Annotated in this window: 19 protein-coding genes; 5 read left to right on the top strand and 14 right to left on the bottom strand. The window is 70.1% G+C overall.

Annotation, left to right across the window (positions count from 1 at the left end):
- Positions 1-67: 67 nt before the first annotated feature.
- The 4 genes from MWU52_RS09300 to MWU52_RS09285 form a co-directional block, all read right to left on the bottom strand.
- Entirely contained in the window at positions 68-1,054 is a 987-nt protein-coding gene (locus MWU52_RS09300) for an NAD(P)H-quinone oxidoreductase (protein WP_246951339.1), read from the bottom strand.
- An 88-nt stretch (positions 1,055-1,142) separates the two neighbouring features.
- Entirely contained in the window at positions 1,143-2,033 is an 891-nt protein-coding gene (locus tag MWU52_RS09295; protein WP_246951337.1) for a cytochrome c, read from the bottom strand.
- A gap of 5 nt (positions 2,034-2,038) precedes the next feature.
- Entirely contained in the window at positions 2,039-2,509 is a 471-nt protein-coding gene (locus tag MWU52_RS09290) for a cytochrome c (RefSeq protein ID WP_246951335.1), read from the bottom strand.
- Between the two features lie 74 nt (positions 2,510-2,583).
- Positions 2,584-3,270, bottom strand: a complete 687-nt coding sequence (locus MWU52_RS09285) for a COQ9 family protein (RefSeq protein ID WP_246951333.1) — start codon at positions 3,268-3,270, stop codon at positions 2,584-2,586.
- 115 nt (positions 3,271-3,385) lie between these two features.
- Here MWU52_RS09285 and rpsU point away from each other — a divergent pair, with 115 nt between their 5' ends.
- Positions 3,386-3,592 carry a 30S ribosomal protein S21 gene (gene rpsU, locus MWU52_RS09280; protein WP_055082236.1) on the top strand — a complete coding sequence of 69 codons (207 nt, stop codon included), beginning with the start codon at positions 3,386-3,388 and terminating at the stop codon, positions 3,590-3,592.
- Between the two features lie 62 nt (positions 3,593-3,654).
- On the opposite strand, the gene MWU52_RS09275 is transcribed toward rpsU, so the two are convergent.
- Genes MWU52_RS09275 through MWU52_RS09250 form a run of 6 tightly spaced genes read right to left on the bottom strand, consistent with a single transcriptional unit; the run spans position 3,655 to position 9,212 of the window.
- On the bottom strand, positions 3,655-5,076 hold the full coding sequence (locus MWU52_RS09275) for an MFS transporter (protein WP_246951331.1): 1,422 nt from the start codon (positions 5,074-5,076) through the stop codon (positions 3,655-3,657).
- A gap of 48 nt (positions 5,077-5,124) precedes the next feature.
- Positions 5,125-5,748: a hypothetical protein gene (locus MWU52_RS09270; RefSeq protein ID WP_246951329.1), complete on the bottom strand. Its 624-nt coding sequence runs from the start codon at positions 5,746-5,748 to the stop codon at positions 5,125-5,127.
- Positions 5,749-5,753: 5 nt separating this feature from the next.
- The gene (locus tag MWU52_RS09265) at positions 5,754-5,891 is read right to left on the bottom strand and encodes an aa3-type cytochrome c oxidase subunit IV (RefSeq protein ID WP_246951327.1); all 138 of its coding nucleotides are present in this window, start codon (positions 5,889-5,891) and stop codon (positions 5,754-5,756) included.
- 42 nt (positions 5,892-5,933) lie between these two features.
- A complete protein-coding gene (locus MWU52_RS09260; protein ID WP_246951325.1) occupies positions 5,934-6,440 on the bottom strand; it encodes a DUF6173 family protein in 507 nt (168 codons plus the stop codon).
- 39 nt (positions 6,441-6,479) lie between these two features.
- Complete coding sequence (locus MWU52_RS09255) at positions 6,480-7,532, bottom strand: MBL fold metallo-hydrolase (protein WP_246951323.1); 1,053 nt, start codon at positions 7,530-7,532, stop codon at positions 6,480-6,482.
- A gap of 9 nt (positions 7,533-7,541) precedes the next feature.
- Positions 7,542-9,212, bottom strand: a complete 1,671-nt coding sequence (locus MWU52_RS09250; RefSeq protein ID WP_246951321.1) for an acyl-CoA dehydrogenase — start codon at positions 9,210-9,212, stop codon at positions 7,542-7,544.
- A gap of 75 nt (positions 9,213-9,287) precedes the next feature.
- Here MWU52_RS09250 and MWU52_RS09245 point away from each other — a divergent pair, with 75 nt between their 5' ends.
- The 3 genes from MWU52_RS09245 to MWU52_RS09235 all read left to right on the top strand — a co-directional run bounded on the left by MWU52_RS09245 (position 9,288) and on the right by MWU52_RS09235 (position 11,329).
- Complete coding sequence (locus tag MWU52_RS09245; protein ID WP_281493933.1) at positions 9,288-10,244, top strand: L-threonylcarbamoyladenylate synthase; 957 nt, start codon at positions 9,288-9,290, stop codon at positions 10,242-10,244.
- Positions 10,245-10,279: 35 nt separating this feature from the next.
- Complete coding sequence (locus MWU52_RS09240; protein ID WP_246951318.1) at positions 10,280-11,077, top strand: protein-disulfide reductase DsbD domain-containing protein; 798 nt, start codon at positions 10,280-10,282, stop codon at positions 11,075-11,077.
- A gap of 114 nt (positions 11,078-11,191) precedes the next feature.
- Positions 11,192-11,329 (top strand): hypothetical protein, encoded by a 138-nt coding sequence (locus MWU52_RS09235; protein ID WP_246951316.1) that lies wholly within the window; start codon positions 11,192-11,194, stop codon positions 11,327-11,329.
- A gap of 65 nt (positions 11,330-11,394) precedes the next feature.
- Here the strand turns inward: MWU52_RS09235 and MWU52_RS09230 are convergent, their stop codons facing one another.
- The 4 genes from MWU52_RS09230 to MWU52_RS09215 all read right to left on the bottom strand — a co-directional run bounded on the left by MWU52_RS09230 (position 11,395) and on the right by MWU52_RS09215 (position 15,243).
- Complete coding sequence (locus tag MWU52_RS09230) at positions 11,395-11,856, bottom strand: NUDIX hydrolase (RefSeq protein WP_246951314.1); 462 nt, start codon at positions 11,854-11,856, stop codon at positions 11,395-11,397.
- A gap of 176 nt (positions 11,857-12,032) precedes the next feature.
- Positions 12,033-12,557 carry a hypothetical protein gene (locus tag MWU52_RS09225; RefSeq protein WP_246951312.1) on the bottom strand — a complete coding sequence of 175 codons (525 nt, stop codon included), beginning with the start codon at positions 12,555-12,557 and terminating at the stop codon, positions 12,033-12,035.
- Positions 12,554-14,788 carry a molybdopterin cofactor-binding domain-containing protein gene (locus MWU52_RS09220; protein ID WP_246951310.1) on the bottom strand — a complete coding sequence of 745 codons (2,235 nt, stop codon included), beginning with the start codon at positions 14,786-14,788 and terminating at the stop codon, positions 12,554-12,556. The genes MWU52_RS09225 and MWU52_RS09220 overlap by 4 nt, the downstream gene beginning before the upstream one ends.
- Positions 14,788-15,243, bottom strand: a complete 456-nt coding sequence (locus MWU52_RS09215) for a (2Fe-2S)-binding protein (protein WP_246951308.1) — start codon at positions 15,241-15,243, stop codon at positions 14,788-14,790. Before MWU52_RS09215 ends, MWU52_RS09220 begins: the two co-directional genes overlap by 1 nt.
- 164 nt (positions 15,244-15,407) lie before the next feature.
- Between MWU52_RS09215 and glpD the strand changes: the two genes are divergently transcribed.
- Entirely contained in the window at positions 15,408-16,979 is a 1,572-nt protein-coding gene (gene glpD / locus MWU52_RS09210; protein WP_246951306.1) for a glycerol-3-phosphate dehydrogenase, read from the top strand.
- Positions 16,980-16,982 lie beyond the last annotated feature (3 nt).

The following is a 16,982-nucleotide window of genomic DNA, read 5'->3' as shown; positions in this document are numbered from 1 at the left end:
GTCCAGAGGGGGCGGCGCAGACCGATGCATCCGCCCGCCCGGGTGTGGCCCACGGCCCCCGCCCGCGTCACCGCACCTGGAGCACGATCTTTCCGATGTGGTCCCCACCCTCCATCCGCGCATGGGCGGCGGCCGCCTCCGCCAGGGGAAAGACGCGGTCCATTACGGGCGCGACGGTCCCGGCATCCAGAAGGGGCCAGACCTCGCGCCGCAGGTCCTCCGCGATCCGGGCCTTCTCCAGCACCGAACGGGGCCGCAGGGTCGACCCGGTGATCGTCAGCCGCCGCACCATGACCTGGGCGAAGTTCGCCTCGGCCTTCGGGCCATGCTGCGCCCCGATCAGCACCAGCCGCCCATCGTCGGCCAGCGCCTTCAGGTTGCGGGGGATGTAGTCGCCACCCACCATGTCCAGGATCAACTGCGCGCCGCCCGCCTCGCGCAGTGCGGCTTCCCATTCCACCTCGCGGTAGTTCATGGCCTCGGCGCCCAACGCGGTGCAGGCGGCGACCTTCTCGGCCGTGCCGGCGGTCGCGAAGACGCGGGCGCCCCGGGCATGGGCCAGCTGGATCGCGGTCGTGCCGATCCCCGAACTGCCCCCGTGGACGAGGAACCGTTCGCCCGCCGACAGCCTGCCGCGGTCGAAGACGTTGGACCAGACGGTGAAGAATGTCTCGGGCAGGACGGCGGCCCGGTCCATCGACATGCCCCGGGGGATGCGCAGGGCATGGTCGGCATGGGTGACGGCGTATTCGGCGTATCCGCCACCGGGCAGCAGGGCGCAGACCCGGTCGCCCGCGTGCCAACGGCTGACACCCGGCCCCGTCGCCTGCACCGTGCCCGCGCATTCCAACCCGGGCAGGTCCGACGCGCCCTTTGGCGGGTCATACGCGCCCGCGCGCTGCAGGGCATCCGGCCGGTTCACACCGGCATGATCCACCGCGATCAGGATCTCGCCCGGGCCGGGTTCGGGAACGGGGCGTTCCACGATTTGCAGAACCTCGGGGCCGCCGGGGCGGGTGATCTCCACGGCACGCATGGTCTTGGCGGGGGGCATCGGCATCTCCTGCTGGCTGGGCCGATGGCTAGCAGGCGGAGGGATGTGCATCCAGACCCGGCCGGCCGCCGCGCCGATTCCCGGGGCATCAACCGGAGGGCGGTACGGCCTTGAGGTAGGCGGCGATGGCGGCGCGGTCCGCGTCGGACAGATGGGCCAGATTGCGGATGACCGAAACCATGTGGCCGCCTGCGCTGTCGAATTCCGGCGTCAGGCCGTCGGCCAGGTACTGGGCGATCTCGGATCGCGACCAGGTGAGTTCGTCGGGCGTGATCGCCGGGATCCGCCCGCGGCCCGATGGGTTCGGTGCGCCCGACAGCCAGCGCGACCGGTCGAGCCCGCCCAGCGCGTCGCGCGGGGTATGGCATTCGGCGCAATGGCCCAGTGCCTCGGACAGGTAGCGGCCGCGCGCGACCTCCGGGTCGGGCGGATCGGGCAGGGCGAAATCGTCCGGCAGGTAGAGCCGTTTCCAGAGGCCGACGCCCCGGCGGATCGAGAAGGGGAAACCCACATCATGCGGCTGGTTCGGCACGTCGCTGGCGGGCAAGGTCTGCCAGAAGGCCCACAGATCGGCGATGTCCTGTGCCTCGGCCAGGGCATAGGCGGCGTAGGGAAACACCGGATAATAATGGCCACCGTCGGGTGCAATCCCACGTTGAACCGCGTTGGCGAAATCATCGGCGTCCCAGGATCCGATCCCGTGTTCGGGGTGCATCGAGACATTGGGGGCGCGGAACGTGCCGAAATCGGAGGGGAACGCTTGCCCGCCCGACAGGACCAGGCGCGCCTCGCCTTCGGCCTCCGCATCGGAATGACAGGAGGCACAGCCGGCGGCCCAGAAGACCTGCTCGCCCGCCTCCGGGTCGCCGGTCAGGCCTGCCATCGTGCCTTCGGGCAACGGGTCGGTGCGGGTCAGCCACAGCCCGGCCGCCACGCCCAGGGCGGCGAGGAGGCCGAGCCCGGCAAACGCGCGTCGCACCGCGGTCAGTCGTCCGGTTCGCGGTAGTCGTCGTGGCAGCCGCCACAGCTCCGACCGAGGTCGCCCATGGCGGCCTGCACCTCCTCGAGCCCGTTGCCCGCGACGGCCTGCATTGCGGTGGCCGCTTCGGCGAAGTTGGTCCAGGCGGCGTCGAACCCTTCCTTGTCCTCCCAGATGGCGGGCAGGGCGCGGGTCGCTTCGAGCTCCGCGGTGGACGTGCCCTCGGGCCAGAGCGGGTCCCAACCCACCTCGGAGAGCGCGACGAGGCTGTCGGCGGCGGTCTGCGCGGCCTCGGCATCGTATTCGGCGTTGCCACGCACCATGTTGGCAATCGTCCCGAGATAGAGCGATTGCATATACATCAGGCCCTCGCGCGCCTTCAGTTCGCGGGGGGCGTCGGCGTGGCTGGCGGCGAAAGCGACGGTTCCGGCGACGAGGGTCGCGGCGAGGGTCGTAAGGCTGGTCCGACGTAGCATGGCTCTCTCCTAGCGATTGACCTAGGGGAAGGCTACGTCCGGTCCGGTTTTCGATCAACCGGTTCGCGGCCCGGTCAGGTCGGGTCGCGCCAGAAGCCGGGCATCTCGCCCCGGGGCGGTCGGGCCGGGGCGCGGACCCGCTCCAGTATCATGTTCGGCCCGGCCATCAGTCGCGACAGGACCGGGTTCTCGCGAACATGTGCCTTCAGCTTCTCGATCCGCATGACGTCCTCGATCCGGCGGTCGAGAAAGCCCCAGGTCTCCGCGCGCCCCTCGGACTGGTCCCCCAGCCAATAGAGGAGCGTGGCCGAATACACGCCCGACAGCGTGGCCCGCTTGGTGTACCAGTTCACGTCCTGCGACGTATCGCCCAGCGCCTCCCAGATCGCGTCGGCCGTCCCCCACAGGGCGCGGGTGCCATCGGCCGCGTGGATCGGCAGCGCGAAGAGCGTGGTGGCGCGGCGCACGGCCTCGCGGTTCTCGCCTGCGATCTCCAGCCGGGTGCGGACGGCGTGGGCCACGCGGTCGCGAAAGCGCATTTGCGACAGGTCCTCGCCCGCCAGCCGGTCGACCATGCGGTCGTCGCCCCGGCGGTGAAAGGCCAGCGCCAGGTCGATGGCGCCACGGGGGAAGGCCGCGCGGCCCTGCGCGGGCGTGACCTTCGCATCCTCGACGGCACGCCGGAACGTCGCCTCCGACCAGCCGTCGAAGGCGACATGGGGCAGGGCGGCGTCGATCATGCGGTCCTTGAGCGGCGTCATGGCGTCTCCTCTCGCGGCGGGGTGTCGCTGGACAAGATAGAGGCAGGGGCCTATATGGCCACCTCCTGCACCGATTTATCGGACAACTCAAACCTAGAAAGGTGGTGAAAACCACATGCAGGTCAGCGTTCGCGACAACAACGTCGATCAGGCCCTCCGGGCCCTGAAGAAGAAGTTGCAGCGTGAGGGCGTCTTTCGCGAGATGAAGCTCAAGCAGCATTTCGAGAAGCCCTCCGAGAAGAAGGCGCGTCAGAAGGCCGAGGCCGTTCGGCGTGCCCGTAAGCTCGCTCGCAAGAAGGCACAGCGCGAAGGGATGATGTAAGTCGTCCCCGCCATGCCGAAGGATAGACCCCCGGTGTCCCGCGACGCCGGGGGTTTTTCTTGTCAGCCTCTGTCGGGCACCATGGTCAGCGCCATCGCGGCCGCGGCGGCGGCCAGCCCGGCGCCGAACCAGGCCGCCAGCGCGAACCCCGCCAGCAGGTCGCCGGCCAGCACCCCGCCCAGAAGCGCGGTCGCGACCAGCCCGCCGATCCGGCTGGTGGCGTTGTTCACGCCCGAAGCGATGCCCGATCGTGCCTCGCCCGCCGCCGACAGGACGGCCGATGTCAGCGGCGCGACCGCCAAGGCCATGCCCAGCGCCAGTACGACCAGCCCCGGAAGGATGTCGCGCAGATAGGTCACGTCCTGCGACGGGACCCGTGCGAACAGCACGAAGCCCAGCGCTACCAGCGCCGCCCCGGCGGTCAGCATCATCCGCGCGCCGAACCGGTCGGTCAGTGCGCCGCCGGTGTAGCGCGACAAGAGGCTGAGGATCGCCGGGAACGGCAGGATCGCCAGGCCGGCAGCCGTGGCGGAGAAACCGAGCGCCTGGATCAGGACGTAGGGCAGCAGCAACAGAAGGCCGCCCAACGCCGCATAGAGGCCCAGCGTGAAAAGGGTGAGCCCCGTGAAGGCGCGATCGGTGAACAGTTGGAGCGGCAGCATCGCGCGATCGCCGCGCGCGGCCTCGACCCGGAGGAAACCGGCGATCAGGACGATGCCCAGGATGGCCGCCACGATCACGCGCGCGCTGGCGCCTTCGGCCGGCCAGGCGATCAGCGCCCAGATCGCCGCCAGCAGACCCGCCGAGACGAGCGCCGCCCCCCACCAGTCGAGCGGTGCGCAATCGGCGGCGTCGGCGCGGCTCTCTCGGACGGAGCGCAGGCCCATCGCGAAGGCCAGCGCCGCGAAGGGCAGGACCGCGACGAAGGCCCAACGCCACCCGGCGACATCCACGATCCAGCCGCCCGCGACCGGGGCCAGCGCGCCCGCCGCCGCACCCGCCGCCGCCCAGGTGCCGATGGCCCGGCCCCGTTCCCGCCCGGTGAAGGCATCGGCCAGGATGGCCAGCGAGGTCGGCGCGATCATGGCCGCGCCGATCCCCTCCAACGCGCGGGCGGCAAGCAGGACCGGAAACGACCACGCCACGGCGCAAAGGGCGCAGGACAGGCCGAAGACCGCCAGCCCGACCAGGAAGATCCGACGCCGACCGTAATGGTCGCCCAGCGCGCCCCCCATCAGCACCAGCGCACCCAGCGGCAGCAGGTAGGCGTTTACGATCCATTGCGCCCCGGCCGCGTCGACGGCGAAATCGGCCTGCATCCGCGGCAGCGCGACATTGATGATCGAGCCGAGAACGAAGGCGAGGCTGGACGCGACGATGGCGGCGGTCAGCGTGCCCCTTGGGTCGAAGCGGTCGTCCGGTGTGTCGCGGGCGCGGGTGTCCGGCGCCGCCTCGGCGCAGGGAAGGGGCAGGGCGTTCGACATGGCCGCAGCCTCGCACGTTTCGCGGCGTTTGGCATCCGCCCGTGTCGATCAGCCGTCCAGGGCGATGCGGTCGTCGTTGATTGCCTGGATCGTGGACCGTTCGGGCGAATGTTCATCGACCGTGTCGTCGAAGATCTCGGACCGCACGACGCCGGGGACGGTGTCGAAGTCGCGCATGATCCTGTCGGGAAACCAGGCGCGGCGAACCTGGGTGAAGCCCAGTTCCCGCAGGATGCCGCTGACGGACTGCCCGCAGGTCGCCTTGCCGGCGGGGCCATGGGCCTGCACCAGCTGCAGCGCGCGTTCGGCGGTGGCGGCGGGCACCAAGATCCGCTGGGTGACGACATGGTAGGTCGGGCGCGCGTGATAGTCGATATAGAAGTCGTACATCGTCGGCGTGATCCCGAAGATCACGTCGCCGCGTTCGGGTGCCGTGGGATGGTGCCAGGTGCCGGCGGGGTCGAAGATCACCCGCTGGCTGCCCGATACCATCAGCGCCGAGTGGCCCCCGGCGCCGGATCGGTTGCTGATCGCGGTGACGAGGGTCAGCGTCGCCGGGCCCGGCTCCTGCCAGGCGCGACGCTCGACCTCGGCCATGGGAGCATAGACATTGTCGGCGCCGCAGCCCGCCAAGACCGGCAGCAGCAGCGCCAGCGCAACCGCGCGAAGCATGCCGATCAGGTCCGGAAGATGGCGAGGAAGATCAGTAGGGCGATGATTCCGATCACCGCCCACTTGGTGAAGGTCATGAAGCCGGCGAAGGTCTTTTCCTGCTCGGTGATGTCCATGCTTCCGACTTTGTGTTCCTCGGCCATCGCGTCCGTCTCCTGAAGGGTTTGTCCGTGTCGGGCGCCCGTCTAGCCCATGCCCGCGCCGCTGTCACGATGCCCCGTGTCACCGTTCGTCTCGGCCTCCTCCGCCTCCTCGAGCGCGCTGGCCAGGCGAAAGCCGATGCGGGCGGGTTCGGGTTGGTTCTCGGGCTTTGGAACGGCGCGCAGGAGGATGTTCAACTGGCTGACATGCTGGACGGACTGCGTGCGGAACCCCCGCTCGTCGACGCCGGAAAAGGTGACGATGTCGGGCGCGTGAAAGCCCACGCCCTGGATCCGCATAAGGCCCGCGACCCCGCCGGTGAATCCCATCGCCGCCTCCTGGTCGGCGTCGAGGCTTTCCTCGAAGGTCTTCAGATAGAAGATCACGCGCTGATAGGCCCATTCCGCCGGGCTGCGCTGCGCCTTCGCGGCCAGCCGCGCGGGGACCGGGACGGCGTGGTCGTGTCCGTCGGCGCGCAGCTCGGCAGAGCGCGGGATGGCGGCCGATTCCATCGCTTCGGCCGTGGTATGGGTGTCGGTTGGGTCGGTCATGCGCCGATGGTGGCCCGACGGCGAGGCAGGTTCAAGCGATCAGGCCGCGCGCCACGACCAGACGCCGTCTTCGCGCAGCGTCCGCGTGGCCCGCCCCTCCAGCCAGAGGTGGTTGAGATGGGCGATCGCCTCGAAGAAGGCGAGGCCATAGGTGTCGTCCGCGACGGCACGCTTGAACAGCGGCGCGAAACACTCGCCCCCGGTTCGCGGCTCGGCCAGATGCGCATGCAGGCGGTTCAACGCCGCGACATGGTTCTGCCGCAAGGAAGCCAGTCGCGCAGGCAGCCCGCGATAGGGCGTCTTGTGGCCAGGCAGCACAAGCTGATCGTCCCGTGCCAGCGGCATCAGGCGGTCGCAGGCCCGAAGCCAGTCGCCCACCGGATCGGCATCGGGTTCCGTGGGATAGAGCCCGAGATTGGGCGAGATCCCCGGCAGGAGCTGGTCGCCCCCCAGCACCAGGTCGCCGCCGACCTCGAACAGGACGGCATGTTCCGGGGCATGGCCGTCGCCCCGCGCCACGCGCCATTGCCGCCCGCCCAGCGAAAGGACCTGATCGGCGGCGATGCGGGTATAGCCCAGGGGCATCGGGGCCACGACATCCGCGAAGTTGAAGGGCCGCTCCTGCGCGCGGGCCGCCAGCACGTCGCGATCCATGCCGTAGCGGTGGCAGAAGGCGAACGTCTCGGGCGTCGGCACGGGCTGCACATCAAGGACGAGCATCCGCGCCATCAGCCACGCCGTGCGCGTCATCAGCAGTTCCGCCCCCCCGCCCTGCAGCATGCCGGCAAGACCCACGTGATCGGGGTGGTGATGCGTGACCAGAAGGCGCGTGATCGGCAGCCCGCCCAGCGGCCCCGCGCGCAGCCGTTCGAGGATCGCGCGCGTGCGCCTGGTGTCGAAACCGGTATCGACCATCGCCCACCCGCCGCCTTCGCGCAGGAAGTAGACGTTCACATGGTCCAGCGCCATCGGCAGCGGCAGACGGGCCCAGAGCACGTCCTCGGCCACCTCGATCGTATCGCCCTCGGCGGGCGGCGTGTCCCAGGGGAATTGCAGGCCGGCATATCCGTCGGGGATGGACAGGTCGTTCATGGCCACACCTCAGGCCGCGACCACCTCGGTGGGTACGGCATAGAGTTCCCCGGCCCCCGTGCGCGCCTTGGCGATTTCGGCCAAGGCCTCGGGCAGCAGGCGTCCGGCGGCGAAACGGGCCAGCGGCGCGCGCGCCTCGTCGGCCGCGGCGGCCTTCAGGTGATGCCAAACGCCCAACACCCGCGCGAAGGCCGCGAGGTAGGAGACGGCACCGGCGAAGCGGTCCTGCATGTCCTGCGCGACCATCCAGTCGGTCAGCACGCGCAGATGCGAGGCCGCGGCGCGCAGGTCGTCATCCTCGAACGCCTCGACCTCGTCCAGAAGGGCGAAGGCCGCCGCGCCCCCGTCCATCAGCTTGCGTCCGACCAGATCCATCGCCTGAATGCCGTTCGTACCTTCGTAGATCGCGGTGACGCGCACGTCGCGGACATATTGCGCGGCGCCCGTCTCCTCGATCACGCCCATGCCGCCATGGACCTGGATGCCCTCGGCGGCGACCTTCATCCCGGTCTCGGTCCCGTAGGTCTTGGCGATCGGGGTCAGGAAGGCGCCGCGCGCGCGCCATCCCGCGTCGCCCGTGGCCTTGGCCATGTCGAGCGAGACCGCGCAGTCCATCGCGATGGCGCGGGCGGCGAAGGTCTCGGCCTTCATGCCCAGGATCATGCGGCGCACGTCGGCATGGTCGAGGATCGTCCCGTCGCCCGATGCCGTCTTCCCCTGGCGCCGCTCCAGCGCATAGCCCACGGCATGCTGCATCGCGGCCTCGGCGATGCTCAGGCCCTGGACGCCGACACCCAGGCGGGCGTTGTTCATCATCGTGAACATGGCAGCCATGCCCTTGTGCGGCGCACCCACCAGCCAGCCGGTCGCGCCGTCATACTGCATCACCGCCGTGGGCGAGCCGTGCAGGCCCAGCTTATGCTCAAGGCTGACGACCTTCAGCGAATTGGCCACGCCGAGGGTGCCGTCGGCATCGGGAATGCGCTTGGGCACCATGAACAGGCTGATGCCCTTCGTCCCCTCGACCGCGTCCGGCAGGCGCGCGAGAACCAGATGGCAGACGTTCTCGGAAAAATCGTTGTCGCCCCAGCTGATATAGATCTTCTGGCCCGTGACGGCATAGGTGCCGTCGCCGTTCGGCACAGCCTTGGTTCGCAGGGCGCCCACGTCCGAGCCGGCCTGCGGCTCGGTCAGGTTCATCGTCCCGCACCATTCGCCCGAGATGAGCTTGGGGATGTACAAATCCCGGATCTCGTCCGAGGCATGCGCCTCCAGCGCTTCGATCTGGCCCTGGGTCATAAGCGGGTTCAGTTGCAGCGACAGGCAGGCCGATCCCATCATTTCGTTGACGGCCATGGTCAGCGCGATCGGAAGACCCATGCCGCCGTGCTCGGGATCGGCGGACATGCCCAGCCAGCCGCCCTCGGCGATGGCGCGGAACCCGTCGGCGAACCCGGGCGAGGTGCGCACGACCCCATTCTCCAGACGTGCGGGATGAAGGTCGCCCTGCCGGTTCAGCGGCGCCAGCACGTCAGCGCACATGCGGCCCGCCTCGGTCAGGATGGCGTCCACCGTCTCGGGCGTGGCTTCGGCGAAGGTGTCGGTGGCCGTGACGCGGTCGAAGCCGACGACATGGTCCAGGACGAAGCGCAGCTCGGAAACTGGGGCACGGTAGGACATCGGAAACCTCCCATTCGGTGCGGTGGCCGTGTATGGGCCGGAAAACTCGCTTACCAACCTAGGGCGCCTCCGGAGATGTCAGCAACCGAAACACGACGTCATGACGAGATGTTGCAGGCCGCGGATCGCCTGCGGCGGGGCGGTCTCGTCGCCTTTCCGACCGAGACGGTCTACGGCCTGGGGGCCGACGCGACCGATGCCCGGGCGGTGGCGCGGGTCTTCGCGGCCAAGGGGCGGCCCGCCTTCAATCCGTTGATCGTCCATGTCGGCGATCTTGCGGCGGCCGAGCGCCTCGCGGTCTTCGATCCCGTCGCGCGGGATCTCGCGGCGCGGTTCTGGCCCGGGCCGCTGACGCTGGTGCTTCGCCTGGCCGAGGGGCACGCGCTTGCGCCCCTGGTGACAGCGGGGCTGGATACGGTCGCGATCCGGGTGCCGGCCGCCCCGCTCGCGCGCGATCTTCTTGCGGCGGTGGGTCGACCCGTGGCGGCGCCGTCGGCCAATCGCTCGGGCCAGGTCTCGGCCACCCGGGCCGCGCATGTCCGCGAGGGCCTGGGCGCGGATGTCGACCTCGTGCTGGACGGCGGACCCTGCCCCGTGGGGCTGGAATCGACGATCCTGCGGACCGATCCGCTGGCCCTCCTGCGCGAGGGGGGGCTGGCGGCCGAAGCGATCGAGGCGGCGCTGGGTCACGCCGTTCCGCGCGACGTCACGCCCGGCAAGGTGCAGGCGCCGGGGCAGCTGTCGTCGCACTACGCGCCGAACGCGGCGGTGCGGCTGGATGTGGTCGACGCCGAAGGGGACGCCGTGCATATCGGTTTCGGACCGGTCGCCGGCGACATGACCCTGTCGGCGACGGGCGATGTGGTGGAGGCGGCGGCGAACCTGTTCGACATGCTGCATCGTGCCGACGCGCTGGCCCGGGCGCGCGGGCTGGCGCGCATCGACGTGGCGCCGATCCCCGAGGTCGGGCTGGGACGCGCGATCAACGATCGCCTGCGGCGCGCCGCGGCCCCCCGCATCGCGCAGCCGTGATTTCCGCCCGCGCCACCCCGACGCTAGGCAGGGGCATGATCCGTCTCTTCCTCGGCGTCCTCCTCCTGATCGGCGCCACGGCCTTTGCCCCGTCCGCGACCGCCCAGCCAGCGGCGATGGAGGACGTGGTGCGCATCACCGTCCTGCCCGGCTGGCGCCGGGAGGACGGCGTGCATGTCGCCGCCTTGAAGGTGGACCTGAGCCCCGGCTGGAAGACTTATTGGCGAAGCGCAGGCGCCGCGGGCATCGCGCCGCAGTTCGACTGGCGCGCGACGCGCGGGGCCCGGTCCGTCACGCCGTCCTGGCCGACGCCGCGTGCCTTCGGGCCGTTGGGCGCGCGGTCCATCGGCTATCAGCGGGATTTCATCCTGCCCCTGCTCGTGGCCGCCGAAGGGGCGGGCCCCGTGCATCTGCGGGGCGAGTTGGACTTCGGCGTCTGCGCCGAGATCTGTATTCCCGCGCGGGTCCAGCTTGCCGCCGTACTGCCCGCCCGTGGCGGGTACGCGCCCGAGATCGCGGCGGCCCTCGCGGACCGTCCGCGGCGGATCGACGCATCGGCGCGCTGCGGGATCCGCCCGACCCATGACGGTCTGGTTGTGACCGCCGACCTGCGGCTGAAGCCCCGAGGCGGTCCCGAAATCGTCGTGTTCGAAGTGCCGGACCCGTCCGTCTGGGTGGGCGACGCGACCGTGCGGAGGGCCGGAGAGCACCTGCAGGCAAAGGCCGAGATCGTGGCCGCGCAGGGGCGTCCGCTGACCCTCGACCGGTCCCGGCTACGGATCACCGTCATCGGCGACCGGGGCGCGGTCGAGGTGATGGGATGCGCGAACTGATGCGAGTCGGGCGCGATGCCGGAAATGGCAAAATTCCGCGAGTTGCCCAAACTTTGACTTGAAGCCGCCCCGGTGTCGCTCCACGTATTCACCCCAAGAAAGGGAGTCTCGACGATGGCGGATCGCAAGGGAATTCTTGGAAAGCTGACCGATGCGGCCAAGGATCGGTTGTCCGATCTCCTCGGCGCGCTCGCGCCGCAGCCCGACGCGATCCCGATCCCCGTCCGCGACCGGCCCCATCGCCGGCCCTGACGCAAACCCTGACATATCGGTGACGGAACGGCCGGGCTCGCCCGGATAGAACGCTTGATTTTACCTCAGGATGCCGCCCTGCGCAGCAGCGGGCCCGCGACGGGCGCCTTCTTGGGCTTGACCGTCAGGCGACGCAGCATTTCGGCCAGTTCCGGCTCGTCGACCAGATCGGCGGCCGTTTCCAGCGCGAACCACTTGCGCGTGCGCTCGTCGCGTTCCTTCCAGTCGGATTTCAGGCGTTCCACCACCATCGGATAGACGCGCACCCGGCAGGGCTGAACCTCGCCATTATCCATGATCTTGTCATAGCGGAACGTGCCGAACACCTCGCGCGCGATGTAGCCCTTGGCGCCGGCTTCCTCCATCGCCTCGATGGCGGCGGCGGCCCAGGGCTTGACGCCCTTCATCGTCCAGCCCTTCGGCACGACCCAACGCCCGCTGTCGCGCGACGTGATCATCAGAACCTCGACGGCGTCCTTCTTCCAACGCAACGGCAGCGCGGCAATCTGTTCTTTTTCGTCACGCATACATCAAACCATCGCCCAGGGGCCAAAGGGACCCTGGGCATCACCCGACTGATAATTCAAGCTCCGGATCATCGCATATACCCGATTCGGTCACAAACTCCTATGAAAGGAGACTGTGTCAATTTTATCCGGAAGGTCGGCGCCTCGCATGGTGCGGGGCCGAACCCCGTCCATCGTCAGGGGCAGGGGGCGCCCGCCTCGGCCCAGGCGCGGATCGCGGCGGCGGCCTCCTCGGGGGTGCCGGGCGCGGGGTCGCGGCCCGGCCCCGGATCCCAGCCCCAAAGCACCAGCGGGTCGTGCGAGACGTGGTCCGCCACCTCGGCCAGGGTCCGGCCGCCGTTCCGTTCCGGATCCTTGATCTGCGCGCAGATCTCGGCAGGCGAACGCGCGGCCCACTGCATCTCCGCCGGCGGCAAGGCCCATCCCTCGGCACCGGGCGCGCTGCCCGGCAGGACGCCGTTGCGGTCGGTATGGCAAGTCAGGCAGGGCAGCGTCTCGATGCCCACGCGACTGGCGCCGCCGCGAATGCCGTAGGCATGTGCCTGCACGCCGCCGGCATCGGTCGATTGCAGGGGGATGCCGTCACCGCCGACATGACAGTTCGCGCAACGCGGATGGCTGAGCACGGCGTGGACTGCATCGAAATCCTGCGCGGCGGCAGGCAGGGCGACGGCCCCCAGAAGCAGAAGCACCCGGATCATGCGAAGCGCATCGCCCTGACAAACGGCATCTCTCGCAGTCGCGTGCCGGTGGCCGCGAAGATCGCGTCGGCAAGCGCGGGTGCGGCAGCGGGCAGGCCCGGCTCTCCGGCGCCGCGAATGTCGCCGGTGGTGCCCAGTGCGCGGACCTCGACCCGCGGCGTCTGCCAGAGGCGCAGGCTTTCGTAGTCGTGGTAATTGGTCTGCTGCGGCGCATGGCCCTCGAATGTGATCTCGGAATGGATGGCGTGGCCCAGCCCGAACAACGCCCCACCCGAAAGCTGCGCCTCCAGGTTCACCGGGTCCAGGATGCGGCCCACCTCGGCGGCCAGCCACAGCCGGTCCATCCGTATGCCCCGGTCGGTCTGCGTCACCTCGATGATCTGCGCGCAGGGCACGCCGAACGCGTAGGTGAAGGCCACGCCGCGCCCCACGCCGTCGCCCTTCGGTCCATCCCATGCGGCCATCTCGGCCACGGTTTCCAGGACCTTGCGCGACGGCGCGTGATGCAGCAGGCGCAGCCGTTCCTCCACCGGGTCGGCGCCGGCCTGGTGGATCAGTTCCGACAGCAGGCTTTCGTAGAAGAACCCGTTATGGGATGCGCCCACGGATCGCCACGACGATACGCCGACCCCGGCGGGCACGCGGTATCCGGTCACCCGGCGGTCGGGGATCGCATAGGGCGCGTCCCAGGCGGCGGCCACGATGGCCACATCTGGCCCGATGGGGGGATAGCCCACGCGGGTCAGCTGGCTCTCGCTGACGGAATGGGCCGCGATGCCCAGGTCGAAGCTGCGCACGCCCGACCCGTCGGTCGTGCCCCGCCCGCGCGCGATCGCCATCGGACGCAGGAACCCGTGGGTCATGTCCTGCTCGCGCGACCAGGTCATGCGGACAGGGCGGCCCGGCACCTGAATTGCGATCTCGGCCGTCTGGCGGATCCACAGATCCTCCAGCCGGTGGCCGAAACTGCCGCCCGAGGGCAGGGCGTGGACATGGACGCGGTCCGTGTCCTGCCCGGTGATCGCTGCGACCGTCGCGGCCAGAAAGACCGGCCCCTGCGTCGCGGCCCAGACGTCGGTCCTCTCGGGCGTATAGCGGACGGTGGCGTTGGCAGGCTCCAGCGGGGCGTGATGCAGGAAGGGCACTCGGTATTCGGCCGCCAGAACCTCGCCCGGGGCCGCGTCCACGTCGCCGTCGTCGGAGAATTGGCTGTCGCGCAGATCGTCGATGAAGGCGTCGGCATGGGCCTGCCACATCGCCTCGGACGTGGCCGCGTGGGTGTCGGGCGTGCCCCATTCGACCGCCAGCGCGCGCGCGGCCTTCATCGCGCGCCAGGTGTTGTCGGCCAGCACGGCCAGACCGTCGGTGACCGGCAGCACCGCCTCCACCCCTGGCAAGGCGCGCGCGGCGGCATCGTCGACGGACGCGACGCCCCCGCCCATCGCCGGGTTGGACATCACGGTGGCATGCACCATCCCGGGCAGCACCATGTCGGTGCCATAGCGATACGTGCCCGTCGACTTGGTCACGATGTCGGTCCGCCGCATCGGCTTGCCCAACAGGCGCCATTCGGACGGATCGCGCGGCGCGGCCTTCACCGGGTCCAGTCGCGCGGCATCGGCGGCCAGTGCGGCATAGGGGATCGGGTCGCCCGCCGGCGGCACCACCGCGCCGTCCGCGGTCCGTAATTCGGCGCGGTCCAGACCCAGACGTTCGGCCGCCGCCTGTTTCAGTGTCTCGCGGGCTGCGGCGCCGGCGGCGCGCAGCTTGTCATAGGCGTCGGGCACCGTGGTCGACCCGCCCGTCAGGTGCAGCCCCACGAACTTGCCCGCCACGTCCGAAGCCACGCGTCCCGCGCGCGCCGCCGTCCCGTCGTCCCAGGCGGCCAGCGGCATCCCTTCGGCCGCGACCTTGCCGTTGTAATAGGCCGGGGAGGCGGGGCCCGGATCGGTTCGGACCGTGGCCGGATCCAGGTCCAGCTCCTCGGCCAGCAGCGTCGCCTGGATCGAGGTCGCGCCCTGGCCCACATCCGTCCGCGGCGTGATCAGCGTGACGCCGCCGGCATCGATCAGGACATAGGGGTTCAGCGTCGCGGCGCCCTCGGGCAGGTCGGCCAGCAGCGGGTTCTCGCCCTCGCGGCGATAGGCCCAGACGCCGAAGGCCACGCCGCCCGCGATGGCGGCCGATCCGATCAGGAAGGTCCGGCGGGCGATGGTCGCGGCGCGGCCCATCACGCCCCCTCGCGCATGGCGCGGCGGATGGCGGCGCGAATGCGTGGATAGGTGGCGCAGCGGCACAGGTTGGCCGACATCGCGGCGTCGATCTCCGCGTCCGTCGGCGCGGGGTTCAGCGCCAGAAGGGACGCCGCCTGCATGATCTGCCCGGACTGGCAATATCCGCATTGCGCGACCTGTTCGTCGATCCAGGCCGCCTGCACCGGGTGCGGGGCCTCGGGCGTGCCCAGACCCTCGATCGTGGTGATACGCGCGCCTTCGACCTCGGCGGCGGTGATTTGGCAAGCACGGACGGCCAGCCCGTCCAGATGCACGGTGCAGGCACCGCAGGCGGCGATCCCGCAGCCGTATTTCGGGCCGAGATAGCCGAGTTCGTCACGCAGCAACCACAGGAGCGGCATGTCGCCCTCGACCTCGATGTCGTGAGGTGTTCCGTCGACGGTGATCTGCATGGGCAAGGCTCCGGCTGGCGGTCGGGACGTAGGCTATCCGCCTTTCGCGACCCGCGCCACCGGCGCCGGCGTGGATGACGCAGGGTCGCCGATGATCCGCCGCACCGTTGAACGCGCGAAAAAGAAAGCGTAGATGTTCGCTTGTGTTCGTTTGCGAGGGTGACATGCGCGATTCCTACGATCTGTTCATCATCGGCGGCGGCATCAACGGCTGCGGCATCGCGCGCGATGCGGCGGGGCGCGGCCTGTCGGTCGGTCTGGCCGAGATGGGCGACCTCGCGGGCGCGACCTCCTCTTCCTCGACCAAGCTGTTCCATGGCGGGCTGCGCTATCTGGAATATTGGGAGGTGCGGCTGGTCCGCGAGGCGCTGAAGGAACGCGACGTCCTCTTGCGCAACATGCCCCATATTTCCTGGCCGATGCGCTTCGTCCTGCCGCTGTCGCCCGAGATGCGGTTCGAGGGCGGGACGCCCACCTCGAAACTGCTCGGCACGGTCATGCCGTGGCTGAAGGGGCGGCGGCCCGACTGGCTGATCCGCGCGGGCCTGCTGATGTATGACAGCCTGGCCAAGTCGAAGGTGCTGCCGGGAACGCGGACGGTCTCGCTGCGCGGTACGGCCGAGGGGGCGCCGCTGGAGGATCGGTTCGAGAAGGCGTTCGAATATTCCGACGCCTGGGTCGAGGACAGCCGCCTGGTCGTGCTGAACGCGCGGGACGCCGCCCAGCACGGGGCCGAGATCGCCGTCGGCACCCGCGTCGTCAGCGCCGAGCGCGACGGCGACGACTGGCTGATCACCCTCGACGGAGAGCGGACGGGCCAAGTGCGCGCGAGAATGCTGGTCAACGCCGCCGGTCCCTGGGTGGGCGAGGTCATCCGCGGCGTCGTGCGCTCCAACGCGACCGAGGGGGTGCGACTGGTCCGCGGCTCGCATATCGTGACGCGGCGGCTGTATGACCACGACAAGTGCTATTTCTTCCAGGGTGCCGACGGGCGGATCATCTTCGCGATCCCCTACGAGACGGATTTCACCCTGATCGGCACCACCGACGCCGAGCATCACGACCCCGACAGCCGCCCCGTCTGCACGCCCGAGGAGCGTGACTATCTGATCGATTTCGTCAACGGCTACTTCAAGCGTGACATCGGGCCGGGCGATGTCGTGTGGACCTATTCCGGGGTCCGGCCGCTCTATGACGACGGGGCGACTTCGGCCACGGCCGCGACGCGCGACTACGTCCTCAAGGTCGAGGCTCGGGGCGGGGCGCCGGTACTCAACATCTTCGGCGGCAAGATCACCACGTTCCGCAAGCTGGCCCAGGCCGCGATGGAGAAGATCGAAGATCACCTGTCCACCGATCGCGGGCCGTGGACGCAGGACGCGCCGCTTCCCGGCGGCGATTTTCCAGTCGACGGCGTGGCCGAACAGATTGCGGGCCTGCGCGCGGCCTATCCCTTCCTGACCGCACCCTGGGCGCTGCGGCTCGTGCGCGCCTACGGGACCGACGCACGCGCGGTTCTGGGCCAGGCCACCACGGCCGAGGATCTGGGCGAGGATTTCGGCGCCACGCTGACCGGGGCCGAGGTGGCCTGGCAGATGGACCGCGAATGGGCCCGGCGGGCCGAGGACGTCCTGTGGCGGCGCACCAAGCTGGGCCTGCGGCTCGACCAGGCACAGGTCGCGCGGCTGGAGGCCTGGATGTCGGAGCGGCGCGCGACGCAGACGACCGCTGCCTGAGCC

Source organism: Jannaschia sp. S6380 (assembly GCF_023015695.1).
GTDB lineage: Bacteria > Pseudomonadota > Alphaproteobacteria > Rhodobacterales > Rhodobacteraceae > Jannaschia.
Note: the sequence above shows the minus strand (reverse complement) of the source record. Positions and strands in the feature narration are given on the sequence as shown.

Excerpts from the sequence above, each read along its gene's own strand:
- glpD (WP_246951306.1), top strand. The coding sequence starts at position 15,408 with ATGCGCGATTCCTACGATCTGTTCATCATCGGCGGCGGCATCAACGGC.
- MWU52_RS09220 (WP_246951310.1), bottom strand. The coding sequence starts at position 14,788 with ATGGGCCGCGCCGCGACCATCGCCCGCCGGACCTTCCTGATCGGATCG.
- MWU52_RS09255 (WP_246951323.1), bottom strand. The coding sequence starts at position 7,532 with ATGAACGACCTGTCCATCCCCGACGGATATGCCGGCCTGCAATTCCCC.
- MWU52_RS09235 (WP_246951316.1), top strand. The coding sequence starts at position 11,192 with ATGGCGGATCGCAAGGGAATTCTTGGAAAGCTGACCGATGCGGCCAAG.
- MWU52_RS09215 (WP_246951308.1), bottom strand. The coding sequence starts at position 15,243 with ATGCAGATCACCGTCGACGGAACACCTCACGACATCGAGGTCGAGGGC.
- MWU52_RS09260 (WP_246951325.1), bottom strand. The coding sequence starts at position 6,440 with ATGACCGACCCAACCGACACCCATACCACGGCCGAAGCGATGGAATCG.
- MWU52_RS09290 (WP_246951335.1), bottom strand. The coding sequence starts at position 2,509 with ATGCTACGTCGGACCAGCCTTACGACCCTCGCCGCGACCCTCGTCGCC.
- MWU52_RS09285 (WP_246951333.1), bottom strand. The coding sequence starts at position 3,270 with ATGACGCCGCTCAAGGACCGCATGATCGACGCCGCCCTGCCCCATGTC.
- MWU52_RS09300 (WP_246951339.1), bottom strand. The coding sequence starts at position 1,054 with ATGCCCCCCGCCAAGACCATGCGTGCCGTGGAGATCACCCGCCCCGGC.
- MWU52_RS09230 (WP_246951314.1), bottom strand. The coding sequence starts at position 11,856 with ATGCGTGACGAAAAAGAACAGATTGCCGCGCTGCCGTTGCGTTGGAAG.
- MWU52_RS09245 (WP_281493933.1), top strand. The coding sequence starts at position 9,288 with ATGTCAGCAACCGAAACACGACGTCATGACGAGATGTTGCAGGCCGCG.
- MWU52_RS09265 (WP_246951327.1), bottom strand. The coding sequence starts at position 5,891 with ATGGCCGAGGAACACAAAGTCGGAAGCATGGACATCACCGAGCAGGAA.
- MWU52_RS09225 (WP_246951312.1), bottom strand. The coding sequence starts at position 12,557 with ATGATCCGGGTGCTTCTGCTTCTGGGGGCCGTCGCCCTGCCTGCCGCC.
- MWU52_RS09270 (WP_246951329.1), bottom strand. The coding sequence starts at position 5,748 with ATGCTTCGCGCGGTTGCGCTGGCGCTGCTGCTGCCGGTCTTGGCGGGC.
- MWU52_RS09250 (WP_246951321.1), bottom strand. The coding sequence starts at position 9,212 with ATGTCCTACCGTGCCCCAGTTTCCGAGCTGCGCTTCGTCCTGGACCAT.
- rpsU (WP_055082236.1), top strand. The coding sequence starts at position 3,386 with ATGCAGGTCAGCGTTCGCGACAACAACGTCGATCAGGCCCTCCGGGCC.
- MWU52_RS09275 (WP_246951331.1), bottom strand. The coding sequence starts at position 5,076 with ATGTCGAACGCCCTGCCCCTTCCCTGCGCCGAGGCGGCGCCGGACACC.
- MWU52_RS09240 (WP_246951318.1), top strand. The coding sequence starts at position 10,280 with ATGATCCGTCTCTTCCTCGGCGTCCTCCTCCTGATCGGCGCCACGGCC.